This window comes from Citrobacter sp. 21OH12SH02A-Citro (assembly GCF_027919895.1).
Lineage (GTDB): Bacteria > Pseudomonadota > Gammaproteobacteria > Enterobacterales > Enterobacteriaceae > Citrobacter > Citrobacter braakii.
On the sequence record NZ_CP114801.1, the window covers coordinates 4012473 to 4029696 of the forward strand.

Below are 17224 nucleotides of genomic sequence, written 5' to 3' on the forward strand. Positions count from 1 at the left end.
CCCAAATTCCAGCTAATTCTTAATCAGCTTGCTTACGCAGGAATGCAGGGATATCCAGATAATCCGGCTCTTTCGTGGTTTGCGGCGTATTGTCGTTAACCACTTTCGCTACCGGTTTCTGCTCTTGCGTCAACGGCGCCATACCGTGCTGCTGGTAACGATCCATTACCGGCTGCTGTACCTGTTTGTTGGTCACCAGAGTGATTTCAGGACGCTTGTCCATACCAATTCCAGTCGCAACAACGGTCACGCGCAGTTCGTCGTTCATATCCGGGTCCAGAGAGGTACCGATAACCACAGTTGCGTTATCCGATGCAAAGGCACGAATCGTGTTACCCACGGTTTCGAACTCATCCAGACGCAGGTCGAAGCCCGCAGTAATGTTAACCAGCACGCCGCGTGCGCCGGACAGATCGATATCTTCCAGCAGCGGAGAAGAGATAGCCATTTCAGCCGCTTCTTCTGCACGGTCTTCACCACTCGCCACGCCAGAACCCATCATCGCGTAGCCCATTTCGGACATCACGGTGCGTACGTCTGCAAAGTCGACGTTCATCAGGCCCGGACGAGTAATCAGTTCAGCGATACCCTGGACTGCGCCTTTCAGCACGTCGTTCGCTGCGCCAAATGCATCCAGCAGGGAGATACCACGGCCCAGTACTTTCAGCAGCTTGTCGTTCGGGATAGTGATCAGAGAGTCCACGTGTTTGGACAGCTCGGTGATACCCTGCTCCGCGAATGCCATACGCTTCTTGCCTTCAAAGTTGAAAGGCTTAGTCACGACAGCAACGGTCAGGATACCTAAATCTTTTGCGACTTCAGCTACCACTGGCGCTGCACCGGTACCGGTACCGCCGCCCATGCCAGCTGCGATAAACACCATGTCTGCGCCGTCAAGCGCTGCGCGCAGAGCTTCGCGATCTTCGTCTGCCGCATTACGACCGACTTCCGGGTTTGCACCCGCGCCCAGACCTTTGGTGATGCCGCTACCAATCTGAATGGTCTGTCCAACCGCCGTTTTACGCAACGCCTGAGCGTCGGTATTCACCGCGAAGAATTCAACACCTTCGATGCGCTCACGCACCATGTGTTCAACGGCATTACCGCCGCCGCCACCGACGCCGATGACTTTAATCACCGCGTCGTTGGTTAGTTCCATAGGTTCAAACATAGTTTCTCTCTCCGTTTTACACTTCATCCTTCAAGCCGCCTCTTTGTTGGCTGCCTTCACTCACTCCCGTGACATAGTAAACTATGCTCCAGGAGATTCGCTCAGTTGCCGCTGCGATGCAACTTGAATGACTTTGTGTAGTGCCTGTCGCCTGAGACCGTTAATTTGCGTCGGTCTCTTTAAAAATTAAAACTCTTTACGTAACCAGCTATTCAGTCGCTTGATCCACGATCCGACCGAGGCAGTTACGCGCTTTTCTACTTCAGCCTCACCACTTAAATGGGATTCTTTCCCGTAGTGCAGCAGCCCCACCGCCGTTGAATAATACGGCTCCTGGGCATAATCCGTCAGACCGGTAATATTCAGCGGTGCGCCAATACGTACTTGTGTATGGAACACGCGCTGTGCGCAGGCCGCAAGACCTTCAATTTGCGCAGCTCCGCCGGTTAACACAATCCCCGCCGCCAGATGATGTTTCACACCCTGCTGGCGAAGCTGTTCTTGTAATTGCAAAATTTCTTCGTTGACCAGGTTGAGCAGCTCGGTATAACGCGGCTCAATGACCTCTGCCAGAGTCTGACGTTGCAGGCTACGCGGCGGACGACCACCAACGCTTGGCACTTCAACGCTCTCGTCTTTACCCACGATGGAACCCAGTGCGCAGCCATGACGCACTTTGATGGCTTCAGCATCGCTCGGCGGCGTACCAAAGGCATACGCGATATCGCTGGTCACGACATTCCCTGCATAAGGGATAACTTTAGTGTGGCGCAACGCCCCGCCAGTATAAACGGCGATATCCATTGTACCACCACCAATATCCACCACGCAGACACCCAGTTCACGTTCATCTTCCGTCAATACGGAATAACTGGCTGCCAACCCGGCAAAAATCAGTTGGTCAACTTTCAGACCACAACGTTCAACGGCTTTGACAATATTCTTCGCCATGTCGTTGTGGCAGGTAATAAGATGGACTTTTGCCTGCATACGCACACCGGAAAGACCGACCGGATTTTTGATACCTTCCTGGTAGTCGATGGCGTATTCCTGCGGGATGACGTGCAGAACACGATGTTCATCGCGAACGCGTACGGATTTTGCCGTATGTACCACGTTTTCCACATCTTCCTGCGTCACTTCCTCTTCGGAAATGGGCACCATACCAATTTCATTCTGACAGCTAATATGTTTACCGGAAAGCGCCAGATACACTGAAGAGATCTGGCAATCTGCCATCAGTTCAGCCTGGTCAATGGCGCGCTGTACGCACTTCACCACTGACTCAAGGTCATTCACCCCGCCTTTATCCATACCTCGCGATGGGCAACTGCCCACGCCAATGATATTGACCATACCGTCGGGCAGAACTTCCCCTACTAAAGCGGCTACCTTCGCGGTGCCAATCTCCAGTCCAACTACCAGTTTTCTGTCCGTCGCCTTGATCATTGTTGTTCTGCCTGTGCCTGATTCTGTTGCTGATTAGATTCCTCAGGAGGCAAGGGAACCCAGCCTACTGCCGCTCCTGAGTCATAACGCAAATCAACGTAGCTAATCCGTTTGCCATCGGTTTGCGCCTGCTGCTGTAAAACCGGGTAGAGTTCCACAAAGCGAGCCAAACGTTTTATCGTATCGCCCCTGCCCAGATTCAGCTTAATATCGTTATTCAGCGTCAACTGCCAGGAACGACGAGCGGTCATTGCCGCTTCCTTCAGGGTGAATCTGTCCTTAGCCAGCACCTGCCCCATATCGCGGAACCCTTGCAGCACTTCACTTGCGCTGCCTTCCGGTCCGTACAACATAGGTAATACCTGCTTATTGGCCCGACCGGTTGGGACACTGAAGGTATTTCCTTCAGCATCCACCATATGTTGGTCATTCCAACGCGCTATTGGCACATATTCAACCAGATGAATCTTCAATTCATCAGGCCATTGCTTTCTGACGCTCGCCTGTTTGATCCAGGGGAGGCGTTCAATCTGACTCTGGATGATGTTCACATCCTGAGTCATAAATGTTCCCGGAGCGCCCAGCGCCAGGATGGACTGACGGATATCATCATTGCGCGTGTAATGCCGTTCACCGGTTAACACCAGTTTTGACAATGGCAGGCGCTGCGCATCTTCCATCCATCCCAACACTACCCAGCCGCTGACAAACACGGTGCACAGCACTGTCAGCAGGAACAGTATTCCTGCAAGACGCGTTCCATTATTGCGGCGTGAGGAGTTTACTTCTTCTTCATCACCGTTTCGCGTGTTCAGCGCAGCCTGCGACATATCAGTCCGCCAACTCCAGAATTCTTACCACCAACTGCGAGAAACTCAGGCCCGCCTGACGCGCCGCCATCGGCACCAGACTGTGGCTGGTCATACCCGGAGAGGTATTCGCTTCCAGCAGATAAAACTGGCCATCGCTGTCCAGCATGACGTCAATGCGACCCCAACCTTTACAGCCCAATGCAGTCCACGCTTTCAGGACTAATTCCTGTAAAAAGGCTTCTTGTTCGACTTCCAGACCAGCAGGGCAGAAATATTGTGTCTCATCAGAGAGATACTTCGCCTCATAATCATAGAAGGTTCCCGCGGGTTGGATACGTATTGACGGTAAAATTTCTTCGCCAAGTATCGCAACTGTAAATTCCGGGCCACTGAGCCATTTTTCAATCAGTACTTCTTCATCATGCTGAAAAGCCAATGCTAATGCACCCTGCAAAGCATTTTCTTCTTCAACTTTTGACATCCCTACGCTGGAACCTTCACGGCTTGGCTTTACAATCAGCGGCAAGCCTAACGCAGAAATTTTTGTAACTGCTTCATCGCTAAGACCTTTTTCGAACTCAGCGCGGGTCAGCGCAACCCATGGGGCGACGGGTAAACCTGCGCCCTGCCACAGCAGCTTGCTGCGCAGTTTGTCCATGGAAATCGCGGAAGCCATGACGCCGCTGCCGGTATACGGCAGGCCAATCAGCTCCAGCATGCCCTGCAATGTGCCATCTTCACCGCCACGACCATGCAGCGCAATAAACACCTTCTGAAACCCCATAGATTTCAAAAGAGTGACATCGACCTCTTTAGGGTCAACCGGATGGGCATCTACACCACCTTCGCGTAACCCTGCCAATACGGCCGCGCCTGAATTCAGCGATACTTCACGTTCAGCGGAGGTTCCCCCTAACAGGACCGCGATTTTATCAGCCATGTTGTTCTTCCTCCGGGTTTTGCGGCTTCAGTTTGATTTCAGCTAAGGAACGCGCGATTTTGCCGATATTTCCAGCGCCCTGCACCAAAATCAGATCGTTGCCGGTTAATACGGGTGCCAGCATTTCTGCCACCTGGGCCGGGTCGGACACCAGAATCGGATCGATCTTACCGCGGCCACGAATCGTACGGCACAACGAACGGCTGTCGGCACCCGGAATAGCGGCTTCGCCCGCGGCATACACATCCAGCATCAACAGCGCATCGACCTGGGTCAGCACGTTAGCAAAGTCGTCGTACAGATCGCGAGTACGCGTAAACCGGTGCGGCTGGAACAGCATCACCAGGTTTTTGTCCGGCCAGCCCGCGCGTGCGGCTTTAATGGTGGCGTCCACTTCCGTTGGGTGGTGGCCATAGTCATCAACCAGCATCGCGGTCCCGGCTTTACCGTTCACCGGCTCAAGCGGGAATTCGCCGAGGAAGTCAAAACGACGTCCGGTACCCTGGAAACTTTCCAGCGCGCGCAGAATAGCGTCGTCTTCAATACCTTCTTCCGTCGCGACCGCCACTGCCGCCGCCGCGTTCAGTGCATTGTGACGACCCGGCGCGTTTAACGTAACACGTAAATCGGCCATCCCCTGACGCACCAGCGTGAAGTGTCCTTGTGGACCAATCTGCTGGTAATCTTCAACGCGCACATCGGCATCATCACTGAAACCATAGGTTGTGGTTTGACGGCCAACTCGCGGTAACAGTTCGCGGATAACCGGATCGTCAACGCACATCACCGCACGACCATAAAACGGCAAGTTATGCAGGAAATTAATAAACGTCTGCTTTAAATTTTCGAAGTCGCCATGGTAGGTATCCATGTGGTCGGCTTCGATATTGGTGACAATCGCCACCATCGGCTGCAAATGCAGGAACGACGCGTCGCTCTCGTCCGCTTCGGCAATCAAATAACGGCTATGACCCAGGCGCGCATGCACGCCTGCGGCCTTCACCAGACCGCCGTTGACAAAAGTGGGATCCAGACCCGCTTCCGCGTAGATGCTGGAGACCATTGCCGTAGTCGTGGTTTTACCGTGCGTCCCGGCAATAGCAATACCGTGACGAAAACGCATTAACTCCGCCAGCATTTCAGCACGACGAATCACCGGAATACGTGCTTCATGCGCTGCAACAATTTCCGGGTTATCCGCAGAAATAGCGCTGGATACCACCACCACGCTCGCATCGCGCACGTTTTCCGGGCGATGGTTGAAGAAAATCGTGGCACCCAGATTCGTCAACTGCTGCGTCACAGGATTCGGCGCTAAGTCAGAACCGCTGATCTGATAACCTTCATTGGCCAAAACTTCGGCAATACCGCCCATACCAGCACCACCGATGCCGACAAAGTGAATGTGCCGAACGCGACGCATTTCGGGCACGATGGAACGCAGTTTTGCCAGTTGTTGTGTATTCATTCTTTAGCCATTAACTTCTTAGTTCATGCGATGCAAAAGGCATCACCACAATTACGCCCGGGCAGCCCGGCTCACTTCATTTGCAACGCGCTCTGTGGCATCCGGTATGGATGCGGCGCGCGCACGTTCTGCCATGGTTAATAACGTTTCTCGCGACCACCCGGCAAGGGTGCTGGCGACGGCATCCACAGTAAACTGCGGCTGCTCCAGAATTTTGGCGGCGCCCGCTTTCTCCAGCGGCAGCGCATTCCAATACTGCTGTCTGTCTTTGTGCTGGAACGGCACAAACAGCGCAGGCAAACCTGCGGCGGCAATTTCGCTCACCGTCAGCGCGCCTGAGCGACAAACCACGACATCAGCCCACGCGTAGGCCACTGCCATATCATCAATAAACTCAGTGACCTTGTGCTGCGGTTGTCCCGCGTCGGCATACGCCTGTTCAACGGTCTGCTGCGCGCCTTTGCCGCTCTGATGCCAGATAGTCACCGCGTCGCCAAGCTTTGCGGCAACCTGCGGCATCGTCTGGTTCAGTACGCGTGCGCCCTGAGATCCCCCGACGACCAATACACGAACCGGACCTTCACGCCCGGCCAGGCGCACTTTTGGCAACGGCAGCGCCAGCACGTCAGTGCGCACCGGGTTACCTACCACTTCCGCATTCGGGAAAGCACCAGGAAAAGCCTGCATCACCGTAGTGGCAATCTTCGCCAGCCACTTGTTAGTTAATCCCGCAATGCCGTTCTGCTCATGCAGTACAACCGGAATACCTAATGACCAGGCCGCCAGACCGCCAGGGCCAGACACGTAGCCGCCCATACCCAGCACCACATCGGGTTTAAACTGCTTCATGATGGCGCGCGCCTGACGCCAGGCATTAAAAATACGCACAGGTGCGGCAAGCAGCGCATTGACGCCTTTACCACGCAAACCGGAGATACGAATAAAGTCAATTTCAATGCCGTGTTTCGGCACTAAGTCCGCTTCCATACGATCGGCGGTGCCCAGCCAACGAACCTGCCAGCCCTGGGCCATTAAATGGTGCGCGACCGCCAGCCCCGGGAACACATGCCCGCCGGTACCGCCTGCCATCACCATTAACCGCTTCGGTTGACCACTCATCGTGCACCTCGTGTAAACGCCTGGGCTTTTTCCAGACGCGTTTCATAATCAATACGTAACAAAAACATGATGGCCGTCGACATAATCAACAAACTTGAACCACCATAACTGATCAGCGGCAGCGTCAGACCTTTGGTTGGCAGCATACCCGCCGCCGCACCGACGTTTACCAGTGCCTGGAAGCTAAACCAGATCCCGATAGAGCAGGCTAAAAAGCCTGAAAAACGGTGGTCAATTTCCAACGCCTTACGGCCAATCGACATCGCGCGAAAAGCGACGAAGAATACCATTAAAAGTGCCAATACCACACCGATATAACCCAGCTCTTCCCCAATGATGGCGAAGATGAAGTCGGTGTGCGCTTCTGGTAAATACTCCAGTTTTTGGACTGAATTACCTAAGCCCTGCCCCCAAACCTCACCGCGACCAAAGGCCATCAGGGATTGCGTCAGCTGGTAGCCACTGCCGAACGGATCTTCCCATGGGTTCCAGAAGGAGGTTACGCGGCGAATACGATACGGTTCGGCAAGGATCAGCAGCACGACCGCTGAAATCCCCATGCCAATGATGGCAATGAACTGCCACAGTTTCGCTCCGGCGAGAAACAGCATCGCCAGGGTAGTGACGAACAGCACCACCACCGTACCAAGGTCAGGCTGTGCCAGCAGTAAAATAGCCAGCACCAGAATTACGCCCATCGGTTTTAAGAAACCGCGCAGGTTGTTACGCACTTCATCAACTTTACGCACCAGGTAGTTGGCGAGGTAACAGAACAGCGACAGCTTGGTAAATTCCGCAGGCTGAATACGCAGCGGCCCCAGCGCAATCCAGCGCGACGCCCCGTTAACGGAGCTACCCACCACCAGCACAATCAGCAGCATGATGATCGAGGCTATCAGCATCGTCGTACTGTACTTTTGCCAGAACTCCATCGGCAGACGCAGCGTCACCATCGCCAGGCAGAAAGCGAGGAAGATGTACAGTGCATCACGCTTAGCAAACAGGAAAGGATCGCCCGCCAGGCGTTGTCCTACGGGCATCGATGCCGATGTCACCATCACAAAACCGATCGCTGCCAGACCAAAGGTCAACCACAGCAGCATGCGGTCATACATGATCAGGCTGTCCGCGTCTTTATCACGCGAAGCCATCACCCAGCCTTTAAGTGCCGCGAAGACCCACGCCAGGACACCCAGTCCCGGTAAGCGCGGCATTCTCAGACGAGGGAGAGATAAGCGCATCAACCCAACTCCTTCGCCAGGCGGGTAAAGACGTCACCGCGTTGCTCAAAGTTCTTGAACTGGTCAAGGCTGGCGCAGGCGGGCGACAGCAACACCATATCGCCCGACTTCACGCGCGGTGCGAGCAGACGCATTGCCTGCTCCATGGTTTCAGTTTGTTCCGTAACGTCAGGTCGCAGAGCGGCAAGCTGCGCGCCATCGCGACCAAAGCAATACAGACGAATGTTGTCGCCGGTCAGGTATCGTTGCAGCGGCGTAAAGTCAGCGGATTTCCCGTCTCCCCCCAGCAACAGGTGCAACGTACCGTCAACGTGCAGGCCATTCAGCGCGGCTTCAGTGCTGCCGACGTTGGTGGCTTTAGAATCGTTAATCCAGCGCACGCCGTTGTGCTCAAGCACAGTCTGGAAACGATGCGCCAGACCGGTAAACGTGGTCAGCGCTTTAAGGCTCGACGCCCGCGGCAGACCTGCGGCATCCGCCAGCGCCAGCGCAGCCAGGGCGTTGGTATAGTTATGCTGACCGGAAAGCGTCATCTCTTTCACGTTAAGAACTTTTTCACCCTTCACTCGCAGCCAGGTTTCGCCCTGCTGACGGTTCAGGTGATAGTCACCCATGTTGATGCCAAAGCTCACGCAACGCTCATCCGCCCCGCGGACCGGCATGGTCAGCGCATCATCAGCGTTGACCACACACACTTTCGCGTTTTCATAGACGCGCAGTTTGGCCGCACGGTACTGCTGCAAGCCAAACGGATATCTGTCCATATGGTCTTCGGTGACGTTCAAAATGGTAGCGGCTACGGCTTGTAAGCTGGAGGTCGTTTCCAGTTGGAAGCTCGACAATTCCAGAACATACAGCTCACGTTCGTCATCCAGCAGCATCAGCGCGGGCAGGCCAATATTACCGCCGACCCCCACGTTCACACCGGCCGCTTTCGCCATCTCACCTACCAGCGTAGTGACTGTGCTTTTCCCGTTGGAACCGGTGATCGCGACGATCGGTGCCTGTGCTTCGCGACAGAACAGCTCAATGTCGCCGACAATTTCAATTCCCGCATCGGCGGCGGCGCTCAACGAAGGATGCGCCAGGGCAATACCAGGGCTGGCGACAATAAGATCAGCGGCCAGCAGCCAGTCATCATTCAGGCTGCCAACATGACGCTCAACCGCTTCCGGTAATTTGTCCAGGCCCGGCGGCGTCGCGCGGGTATCCATTACGCGCGGCGTCACGCCACGCGCCAGGAAGAAATCCACGCAGGACAGCCCGGTCAAACCCAGACCGATAATGACGACTTTTTTACCCTGGTAATCAGCCATGATTAACGTACCTTCAGCGTTGCCAGGCCAATCAGCACCAGCATCAGCGAAATAATCCAGAAGCGCACAATTACGCGCGGTTCCGGCCAGCCTTTCAGTTCATAGTGATGGTGGATCGGCGCCATACGGAAGATGCGCTGTCCGCGCAGCTTAAAGGAGCCAACCTGCAAAATGACCGACAGTGTTTCTACGACGAATACACCGCCCATGATCACCAGCAGGAACTCCTGACGCAGCAGCACGGCAATAATGCCCAGCGCGCCGCCCAGCGCCAGCGATCCGACGTCGCCCATAAAGACCTGCGCCGGATAGGTGTTAAACCACAAGAAGCCTAACCCCGCACCGACAATTGCCGTACAAACGATCACCAATTCGCCGGCATGACGTAAATAGGGAATATGCAGATAGTTGGCGAAGTTCATGTTACCGGTTGCCCACGCTACCAACGCAAAACCTGCGGCCACAAAGACGGTCGGCATAATCGCCAGACCATCCAGACCATCGGTGAGGTTGACCGCGTTGCCAGTACCCACAATCACGAAGTACGCCAGCAGCACGTAGAACAGCCCCAACTGCGGCATCACGTCTTTAAAGAACGGCACCACCAGCTCAGTGGCCGGGGTATCTTTACCAGCCAGATACAGGGCAAAGGCCACGCCCAGCGCAATCACCGACATCCAGAAGTATTTCCAGCGCGCGATCAGGCCCTTGGTGTCTTTGCGTACCACTTTGCGGTAGTCATCGACAAAACCGATAATGCCGTAACCGACCAATACCACCAGCACGCACCATACGTACGGGTTCGACGGGTATGCCCACAGCAGTACGGAGATAACAATCGCGGTAAGGATCATAATCCCGCCCATGGTCGGCGTACCGCGTTTACTGAAGTGTGATTCCGGACCGTCGTTACGCACGACCTGTCCAAAGGACATTTTTTGCAAGCGGGCGATCATGCGCGGGCCCATCCACAAAGAGATGAACAGCGCGGTCAGCAGGCTGACGATGGCGCGAAACGTCAGATAGGAAAAGACGTTAAAGCCGGAATAATATTTGACCAAATGTTCGGCCAGCCAAACTAACATGTCCCATTCTCCTGTAATGCGCGTACTACCTCTTCCATGGCGGCACTACGTGAACCCTTCACTAAAATCGTCATAATCTGATGTTCTGCAATCAGCGCCTTAAGATGCGCGGTCAACGCGGTTTTATCCGCAAAATGCTCACCCACACCGCTGGCATGGCTAATTGCCTGACTCAGTTTCCCTGTACTCAGCACACGGTCGATACCTGCAGCCTTCGCAGCGTCACCCACCTGCACGTGGCATGCTTCGCTTTCCGCGCCAAGCTCTGCCATATCGCCAACGACCAGCACGCGGTAGCCCGGCATTTCGGACAGCACGTTTACCGCTGCGGTCATTGACCCGACATTTGCGTTATAGGAGTCATCCAGCAGTAGCTGATTTTCTGCCAGTTGAATCGGGAACAGACGCCCCGGTACCGCTTGCAGCTCCTTCAGACCCGCTTTAATCGCTTCGTGCGTCGCGCCTACCGCCATAGAGAGCGCAGCCGCCGCCAGGGCGTTAGCAATGTTGTGACGACCCGGCAGCGGCAGCAGAACATCAATGCTTCCGGTTGGCGTTTGCAGAGAAAACTCTGTGCCGTGTGAAGTCACATGAACATTGGCCGCCGAAAAGTCGCTGTTGGCCGCATTCGGGGAGAAGCGCCAGACTTTGCGATCGCCGATAATGCTCTGCCAGTTCAGCCAGTCGTTATTGTCGGCATTCATAATGGCGATTCCGTTCGCTGGCAGGCCGGTAAAAATCTCACCTTTTGCCTTCGCAACGCCCGCCAGTGAACCAAAGCCTTCCAGATGCGCGGCCGCCAGGTTATTCACCAGCGCCGCTTCCGGACGCGTCAGGCCAACGGTCCAGGCGATTTCGCCCTGATGATTAGCGCCAAGCTCAATCACGGCATAGTCGTAATCGTTGTTTAAGCGCAACAGCGTCATCGGTACGCCGATGTCGTTATTCAGGTTGCCCGCGGTATATAAGGTGTTGCCACACTGACTCAGAATGGATGCGGTCATCTCTTTGACGGACGTTTTACCGGAAGAGCCGGTCAGCGCGACAACGCGCGCCGGAACCTGGGCGCGTACCCATGCCGCCAGTTCACCAAACGCCAGACGTGTATCTTTAACAATCAGCTGCGGCAGGTTGGTGTCCAACGGACGGCTGACCAGCAGCGCACCCACCCCGCTCTCTTGCGCCTTGTCTGCGAAATCGTGGGCATCAAAGCGTTCGCCTTTCAGCGCGACAAACAGGCAGCCCGGCGTAACTTTACGCGTATCGGTTGTCACCGCATCAAGAGTCAGATCGGCTCCTTTCAGTTCGCCACGGAGGATCTCCGCCAGTTGGCTGAGCGTTACGCTAATCATGCGATTACTCCCAGCAGACGCGCTGCCGTGACGCGGTCAGAATAGTCGAGGCGCTGCGAGCCAACGATCTGGTAGTCTTCGTGACCTTTCCCGGCCACCAGCACCACATCGTTTTCTTTCGCCTGCATAATGGCGTTTGTCACAGCCTCTGCGCGACCTTCCATCACTTTCGCCTGTCCGGCATCCAGCATACCCGCCAGAATGTCGTTAATAATGGCGCGCGGCTCTTCGGTACGCGGGTTGTCATCGGTCACCACGACAACATCAGCAAACTGCTCGGCAATCGCGCCCATCAACGGACGTTTGCCTTTGTCGCGATCGCCGCCGCAGCCAAAGACGCACCACAGTTTGCCAGTACAGTGCAGACGTGCCGCCTGCAGCGCTTTTTCCAGCGCATCTGGCGTATGGGCATAATCAACCACAACGGTGGTTTTACCCGGCGCGCTGAACACTTCCATGCGCCCACAAACTGGCTGTAATTGTGTTGCCGTTTTCAGTAAATCAGCTAACGGATATCCCAACGCCAGCAGCGTTGCCAGCGCCAACAGCAGATTGCTGACGTTAAACGCGCCCATCAGGCGACTTTCAATTTCGCCGTCACCCCATGAGGAGGTAAAACGAATTGTTGCCCCGCTGTCGTGATAATTCACGTCAATCGCCTTTAACCAACGACCGTGACAGTTCGGGTTGATGTGGTCTTCCATCGATACGGCAACCGCATCCGGAAGTTTGGCCAACCAGCGACGACCGACTTCATCATCCGCATTAACGATGGCCTGGCCGCAATGGTGCGTGGAATACAGCAGCCATTTCGCGGCTTCGTAATGTTCCATGTCGCCGTGGTAATCAAGATGGTCGCGGCTTAAGTTAGTAAATACTGATGCGGCAAACTTCAGCGCCGCCACGCGATGCTGAACCAGACCGTGTGAAGACACTTCCATTGCGCCAACCGTTGCGCCTTGTGCAACCAGCCCCGCCAGCACATGCTGGACATCAACGGCTGAACCGGTGGTATTTTCCGTCGGGATCACTTTGCCCAGCAGGCCATTGCCGACTGTTCCCATCACCGCGCTGGTTTCGCCAAGCAGTTGGCTCCACTGTGCCAGCAATTGGGTGGTGGTGGTTTTACCGTTGGTCCCGGTCACGCCGACCAGTCGCATTTTTTCAGAAGGCTCGTGGTAAAAGCGGCCCGCCAGTGCAGATAAACGTTCGTTAAGCTGACTGAGATAGATAACTGGAACGCCGTGCATTTCACGGATTTCACCGTCAGTAGCTTCATCTTTTGCTTCTGCAATAATGGCAGCCACACCTTGCGCTATCGCCTGCGGGATATACCGACGCCCGTCCGCCTGATGACCCAATACTGCGACAAAGAGATCGCCCGATGCAGCCATACGGCTGTCGAGCGTCATCTCCCGCAGTGCTCGCTCCGGTGCACCCGGCACCCATGGAGCAAGAAGGTCGCGCAAATTACGATCTGCCACCTGTTGCCTCGCCTTGATTATTCACAAATTCATTTTTATCGCCCGTTGTCAGCGCATCCGGTTCGATGTTCATGGTGCGCAGTACGCCGCCCATGATGGCACCAAAGACCGGCGCGGAAACGGCGCCACCGTAGTATTTACCCGCCTGCGGATCGTTGATAACAACAACCAGCGCGAAGCGCGGCTGACTCGCAGGCGCAACGCCTGCGGTATAAGCAATGTATTTGTTGATGTAGCGGCCATCCGGCCCTACTTTCTTCGCCGTACCGGTTTTAATGGCGATACGATAGCCTTTAATCGCCGCCTTCACGCCGCCGCCGCCGGGCAGCGCCACGCTTTCCATCATGTGCACTACGGTACGCACGGTTGATTCCGGGAAGATACGCTCGCCCGGAACAGGAGGGTCAACTTTGGTGATCGACAGTGGCCGATAAACGCCATAGCTGCCGATCGTTGCATAGACTCGCGCTAACTGTAACGGCGTTACCATTAGCCCGTAGCCGAAAGAGAAGGTGGCCCTCTCTATGTCAGACCACCGTTGTTTTTGAGGATATAAGCCACTGCGTTCTCCGACCAACCCCAAATTGGTCGCTTTTCCCAGCCCAAAACGTGAGTAAGTGTCTACTAACGCTGAGGACGGCATCGCTAACGCCAGCTTGGAAACACCGACGTTACTCGACTTCTGCAAAACCCCGGTGAGGGTCAATTCGCTATAACGCGCCACGTCTTTAATTTCGTGGCCATTAATTCGGTAAGGGATAGTGTTAAGTACGGTATTTTCGCGAACCACGCCACGCTGCAGCGCCGTCATCACCACCATCGGTTTGACGGTGGACCCCGGTTCAAACACGTCGGTAATCGTACGGTTACGCATCGCATCCTTCGGCGTACCGGTGAGATTGTTCGGGTTGTAGGACGGGCTGTTGGCCATCGCCAGCACTTCACCGGTGTTCACATCCACCAGTACCGCACTGCCTGACTCCGCCTTGTTAAACGCCACGGCGTTATTCAGTTCGCGGTAGACCAGCGCCTGTAAACGCTCATCGATACTTAGCGCAAGGTTATGCGCCGCCTGGCTGTCGGTAGAGGAAATATCCTCAATGACGCGGCCATAACGGTCTTTACGTACAATACGTTCGCCCGGTTGTCCGGTGAGCCATTTGTCGAAGCTTTTCTCAACGCCTTCAATCCCCTGGCTGTCGACGTTAGTAAAGCCGATAAGGTGAGCGGTCACTTCTCCGGAAGGATAGTAACGGCGGGATTCTTCGCGCAGGTGAATGCCTGGCAGCTTCAGTTTTTTGATGTAGTCAGCCATGTCAGGGTTTACCTGACGCGCCAGATAGATAAAGCGCCCTTTCGGGTTGGCGTTAATGCGGGAAGCCAGTTGATCGAGCGGGAGATTCAGCGCGGTCGACAGCGCTCTCCAGCGTTCACCAACGCTTACGCCGCCTGCGTCATGCACCTCTTTTGGGTCGGCCCAAATCGCCTTAACCGGAACGCTCACCGCCAGCGGACGACCTGAACGGTCGGTAATCATCCCGCGCGATGTGGACACTTCCTGTACGCGCAGAGAGCGCATATCGCCCTGACGCACCAGCATGTCCGGCGCGATGATTTGCAGCCAGGCAACGCGCCCCAGCAGAAAACCCAGTGCCAGCAAAATACAGCCGCACAGTAACGCAAAACGCCAACTGATAAAGTTGGCTTGTTCTTCCTGGCGTTTTGGCTTGTGCGTTTTTGCCGCTGCTTTCATGCGTCGCGTTTATCCTTATTTTTGTACTACGATATTTTCTTGTGAGGGATCAACATGCTGCATTTGCAGCTTTTCCGTTGCGATCCGTTCAACACGGCTATGGTCGCCGAGCGCGTTCTCCTCAAGGATCAAGTTGCGCCATTCGATATCCAACGCATCTCGCTCCAGAACCAGCTGCTCACGCTGCGCGGTCAGTAACCGCGTATGGTGTGCTGTTGTCACGACGGTAACCGCCGTCAAAATAATGCAAATGAACAGGCAGAGTGGCAGCTTCCCATACCGCAAAAGATCGTCACCGATCACGCCAGGCAAGGCATGGCGCTCGTTGCTTCCTATCGATCCTTTAACTTTGCTGAGGGCTTCTGTCACTCTGCTGATCATGCGTTCGTCCTCTCTGCAATACGCAGAACTGAACTACGGGCACGAGGATTTTCAGCTACCTCTTCTTCACCCGGCATCATCTTGCCTAGTGCTCTTAACTCACGGCCGCCCAGCTTTTTGATCTGCGCTTCGGTCATCGGTATTCCAGCCGGAACCTGAGGACCACGGCTTTGTTCGCGCATAAAGCGTTTCACAATGCGATCTTCAAGCGAATGGAAACTGATTACCGAAAGGCGACCACCTGGTGCCAGCACGCTGAGCGAGCTTTTTAGCGCCTGCTCTATCTCCTCCAGTTCACTGTTCACCCAAATGCGCACCGCCTGGAAGGTACGGGTCGCGGGATGTTTGAATTTGTCTTTCACCGGCATTGCCGCCGCAATCACTTCCGCCAGCTCTTTAGTGCGGGTCATCGGTTCGATGCGGTTGCGCTCTACGATGGCGCGAGCAATACGTTTGCCGAAGCGCTCTTCGCCAAAGGTTTTAATCACCCAGGCAATATCTGCTTCATCGGCGGTTTGCAGCCATTCGGCCGCTGACTGACCGCGTGTAGGGTCCATACGCATATCTAACGGACCGTCACGCATAAATGAGAATCCGCGCTCAGCATCATCAAGCTGTGGAGAAGAAACCCCAAGATCGAGAAGAATCCCGTCGATCTTACCGGTAAGTCCGCGCTCGGCGACATAATCAGCCAGCGCAGAAAAAGGACCATGGACGATGGAAAAACGGGGATCGGTAATCGTCTTTGCAACGGCAATCGCCTGCGGATCGCGATCGATGGCCAGTAAACGCCCCGCTTCGCCAAGTTGCGAGAGGATCAGACGTGAGTGACCACCGCGACCAAATGTCCCGTCAATGTAGATGCCGTCTGGACGAATATTCAGGCCGTTTACGGCTTCATCCAGCAACACCGTTGTATGTTTATAATTTTCCATCATTTTATAGAGACAAATCCTGCAATCGTTCCGACAGCGCGCCGGTAACAGACTGCTCAGCGTCGATATCTTCCTTGACCTGTTGATACCAGGTCGTTTCATCCCACAGCTCAAACTTATTGAACTGCCCAACCAGCATCACTTCTTTCGTTAGCCCTGCGTGTTGCCGCAGAATGGGCGCTATCAATAATCGGCCAGCGCTATCCATCTGACATTCGCTAGCATGACCCAACAACAGGCGCTGTACGCGACGCTCAACTGGATTCATGCTCGACAGACGCGATAACTTCTGCTCGATAATTTCCCATTCAGGCAGGGGGTACAGCAGCAGGCACGGGTGATGGATGTCAATGGTGCAAACCATTTGACCGGTAGCGCTCTCGAGCAGTTGATCCCGATAACGGGTAGGCACAGATAAGCGCCCTTTACTGTCGAGATTAACTAACGTTGCTCCCCGGAACATGCCAGCCTCACCCCCGATTACCACTTTATCCCACAAATTCCCACTTAAAGGAGTTTACGGAGCGGAGGAAAACCTTGTCAAGCAAGTCACGGCGCTTAGCGGAGCAAAAAACCCATTGTTTACGGCTAATATCAGCGTTGAACAAATTCCGTACAGCAAACGAAGCAAATTAACGTCATGAATATTTGTAAGAAAAAAATCCAACAACTCATGATTGTTTAAAACAACTGAATATCATCAAAAGAAAAATATAAA

General features: G+C 54.7%; 15 protein-coding genes. All 15 read right to left on the reverse strand.

The features are described 5' to 3' along the window. Positions 1-19 precede the first annotated feature (19 nt). Positions 20-1171, reverse strand: a complete 1152-nt coding sequence (gene ftsZ / locus O6D90_RS19430) for a cell division protein FtsZ (RefSeq protein ID WP_003018753.1) — start codon at positions 1169-1171, stop codon at positions 20-22. A 186-nt stretch (positions 1172-1357) separates the two neighbouring features. Continuing rightward, positions 1358-2620, reverse strand: a complete 1263-nt coding sequence (gene ftsA / locus O6D90_RS19435; protein ID WP_003018755.1) for a cell division protein FtsA — start codon at positions 2618-2620, stop codon at positions 1358-1360. Further along, positions 2617-3450 carry a cell division protein FtsQ gene (ftsQ, locus tag O6D90_RS19440; protein ID WP_003018758.1) on the reverse strand — a complete coding sequence of 278 codons (834 nt, stop codon included), beginning with the start codon at positions 3448-3450 and terminating at the stop codon, positions 2617-2619. Before ftsQ ends, ftsA begins: the two co-directional genes overlap by 4 nt. A gap of 1 nt (position 3451) precedes the next feature. Continuing rightward, the gene (locus O6D90_RS19445) at positions 3452-4372 is read right to left on the reverse strand and encodes a D-alanine--D-alanine ligase (RefSeq protein WP_016151699.1); all 921 of its coding nucleotides are present in this window, start codon (positions 4370-4372) and stop codon (positions 3452-3454) included. Next, positions 4365-5840 (reverse strand): UDP-N-acetylmuramate--L-alanine ligase, encoded by a 1476-nt coding sequence (murC, locus tag O6D90_RS19450; protein WP_016151698.1) that lies wholly within the window; start codon positions 5838-5840, stop codon positions 4365-4367. Before murC ends, O6D90_RS19445 begins: the two co-directional genes overlap by 8 nt. A gap of 51 nt (positions 5841-5891) precedes the next feature. Further along, on the reverse strand, positions 5892-6959 hold the full coding sequence (gene murG, locus O6D90_RS19455; RefSeq protein WP_016155690.1) for an undecaprenyldiphospho-muramoylpentapeptide beta-N-acetylglucosaminyltransferase: 1068 nt from the start codon (positions 6957-6959) through the stop codon (positions 5892-5894). Beyond that, entirely contained in the window at positions 6956-8200 is a 1245-nt protein-coding gene (gene ftsW, locus O6D90_RS19460) for a cell division protein FtsW (protein ID WP_016155689.1), read from the reverse strand. Before ftsW ends, murG begins: the two co-directional genes overlap by 4 nt. Beyond that, entirely contained in the window at positions 8200-9516 is a 1317-nt protein-coding gene (murD, locus tag O6D90_RS19465; protein WP_016151695.1) for a UDP-N-acetylmuramoyl-L-alanine--D-glutamate ligase, read from the reverse strand. The genes ftsW and murD overlap by 1 nt, the downstream gene beginning before the upstream one ends. A 2-nt stretch (positions 9517-9518) precedes the next feature. Continuing rightward, on the reverse strand, positions 9519-10601 hold the full coding sequence (mraY, locus tag O6D90_RS19470) for a phospho-N-acetylmuramoyl-pentapeptide-transferase (protein WP_016151694.1): 1083 nt from the start codon (positions 10599-10601) through the stop codon (positions 9519-9521). Beyond that, positions 10595-11953 carry a UDP-N-acetylmuramoyl-tripeptide--D-alanyl-D-alanine ligase gene (gene murF, locus O6D90_RS19475; RefSeq protein ID WP_016155688.1) on the reverse strand — a complete coding sequence of 453 codons (1359 nt, stop codon included), beginning with the start codon at positions 11951-11953 and terminating at the stop codon, positions 10595-10597. Before murF ends, mraY begins: the two co-directional genes overlap by 7 nt. After that, entirely contained in the window at positions 11950-13437 is a 1488-nt protein-coding gene (murE, locus tag O6D90_RS19480; protein WP_016151692.1) for a UDP-N-acetylmuramoyl-L-alanyl-D-glutamate--2,6-diaminopimelate ligase, read from the reverse strand. The genes murF and murE overlap by 4 nt, the downstream gene beginning before the upstream one ends. Next, positions 13424-15190, reverse strand: coding sequence for a peptidoglycan glycosyltransferase FtsI (gene ftsI, locus O6D90_RS19485; RefSeq protein WP_016151691.1), 1767 nt, complete (start codon positions 15188-15190; stop codon positions 13424-13426). Before ftsI ends, murE begins: the two co-directional genes overlap by 14 nt. A gap of 15 nt (positions 15191-15205) precedes the next feature. Continuing rightward, the gene (gene ftsL / locus O6D90_RS19490; protein ID WP_006686695.1) at positions 15206-15571 is read right to left on the reverse strand and encodes a cell division protein FtsL; all 366 of its coding nucleotides are present in this window, start codon (positions 15569-15571) and stop codon (positions 15206-15208) included. Beyond that, the gene (gene rsmH, locus O6D90_RS19495; RefSeq protein ID WP_016155687.1) at positions 15568-16509 is read right to left on the reverse strand and encodes a 16S rRNA (cytosine(1402)-N(4))-methyltransferase RsmH; all 942 of its coding nucleotides are present in this window, start codon (positions 16507-16509) and stop codon (positions 15568-15570) included. Before rsmH ends, ftsL begins: the two co-directional genes overlap by 4 nt. A 1-nt stretch (position 16510) precedes the next feature. Further along, positions 16511-16969, reverse strand: a complete 459-nt coding sequence (gene mraZ, locus O6D90_RS19500; RefSeq protein WP_005124560.1) for a division/cell wall cluster transcriptional repressor MraZ — start codon at positions 16967-16969, stop codon at positions 16511-16513. Positions 16970-17224 lie beyond the last annotated feature (255 nt).

Coding starts and splice junctions, on each gene's coding strand:
- rsmH (WP_016155687.1), bottom strand. CDS start 16,509: ATGATGGAAAATTATAAACATACAACGGTGTTGCTGGATGAAGCCGTA.
- O6D90_RS19445 (WP_016151699.1), bottom strand. CDS start 4,372: ATGGCTGATAAAATCGCGGTCCTGTTAGGGGGAACCTCCGCTGAACGT.
- ftsA (WP_003018755.1), bottom strand. CDS start 2,620: ATGATCAAGGCGACGGACAGAAAACTGGTAGTTGGACTGGAGATTGGC.
- murF (WP_016155688.1), bottom strand. CDS start 11,953: ATGATTAGCGTAACGCTCAGCCAACTGGCGGAGATCCTCCGTGGCGAA.
- murG (WP_016155690.1), bottom strand. CDS start 6,959: ATGAGTGGTCAACCGAAGCGGTTAATGGTGATGGCAGGCGGTACCGGC.
- mraZ (WP_005124560.1), bottom strand. CDS start 16,969: ATGTTCCGGGGAGCAACGTTAGTTAATCTCGACAGTAAAGGGCGCTTA.
- ftsW (WP_016155689.1), bottom strand. CDS start 8,200: ATGCGCTTATCTCTCCCTCGTCTGAGAATGCCGCGCTTACCGGGACTG.
- murC (WP_016151698.1), bottom strand. CDS start 5,840: ATGAATACACAACAACTGGCAAAACTGCGTTCCATCGTGCCCGAAATG.
- ftsI (WP_016151691.1), bottom strand. CDS start 15,190: ATGAAAGCAGCGGCAAAAACGCACAAGCCAAAACGCCAGGAAGAACAA.
- mraY (WP_016151694.1), bottom strand. CDS start 10,601: ATGTTAGTTTGGCTGGCCGAACATTTGGTCAAATATTATTCCGGCTTT.
- ftsQ (WP_003018758.1), bottom strand. CDS start 3,450: ATGTCGCAGGCTGCGCTGAACACGCGAAACGGTGATGAAGAAGAAGTA.
- ftsZ (WP_003018753.1), bottom strand. CDS start 1,171: ATGTTTGAACCTATGGAACTAACCAACGACGCGGTGATTAAAGTCATC.
- ftsL (WP_006686695.1), bottom strand. CDS start 15,571: ATGATCAGCAGAGTGACAGAAGCCCTCAGCAAAGTTAAAGGATCGATA.
- murD (WP_016151695.1), bottom strand. CDS start 9,516: ATGGCTGATTACCAGGGTAAAAAAGTCGTCATTATCGGTCTGGGTTTG.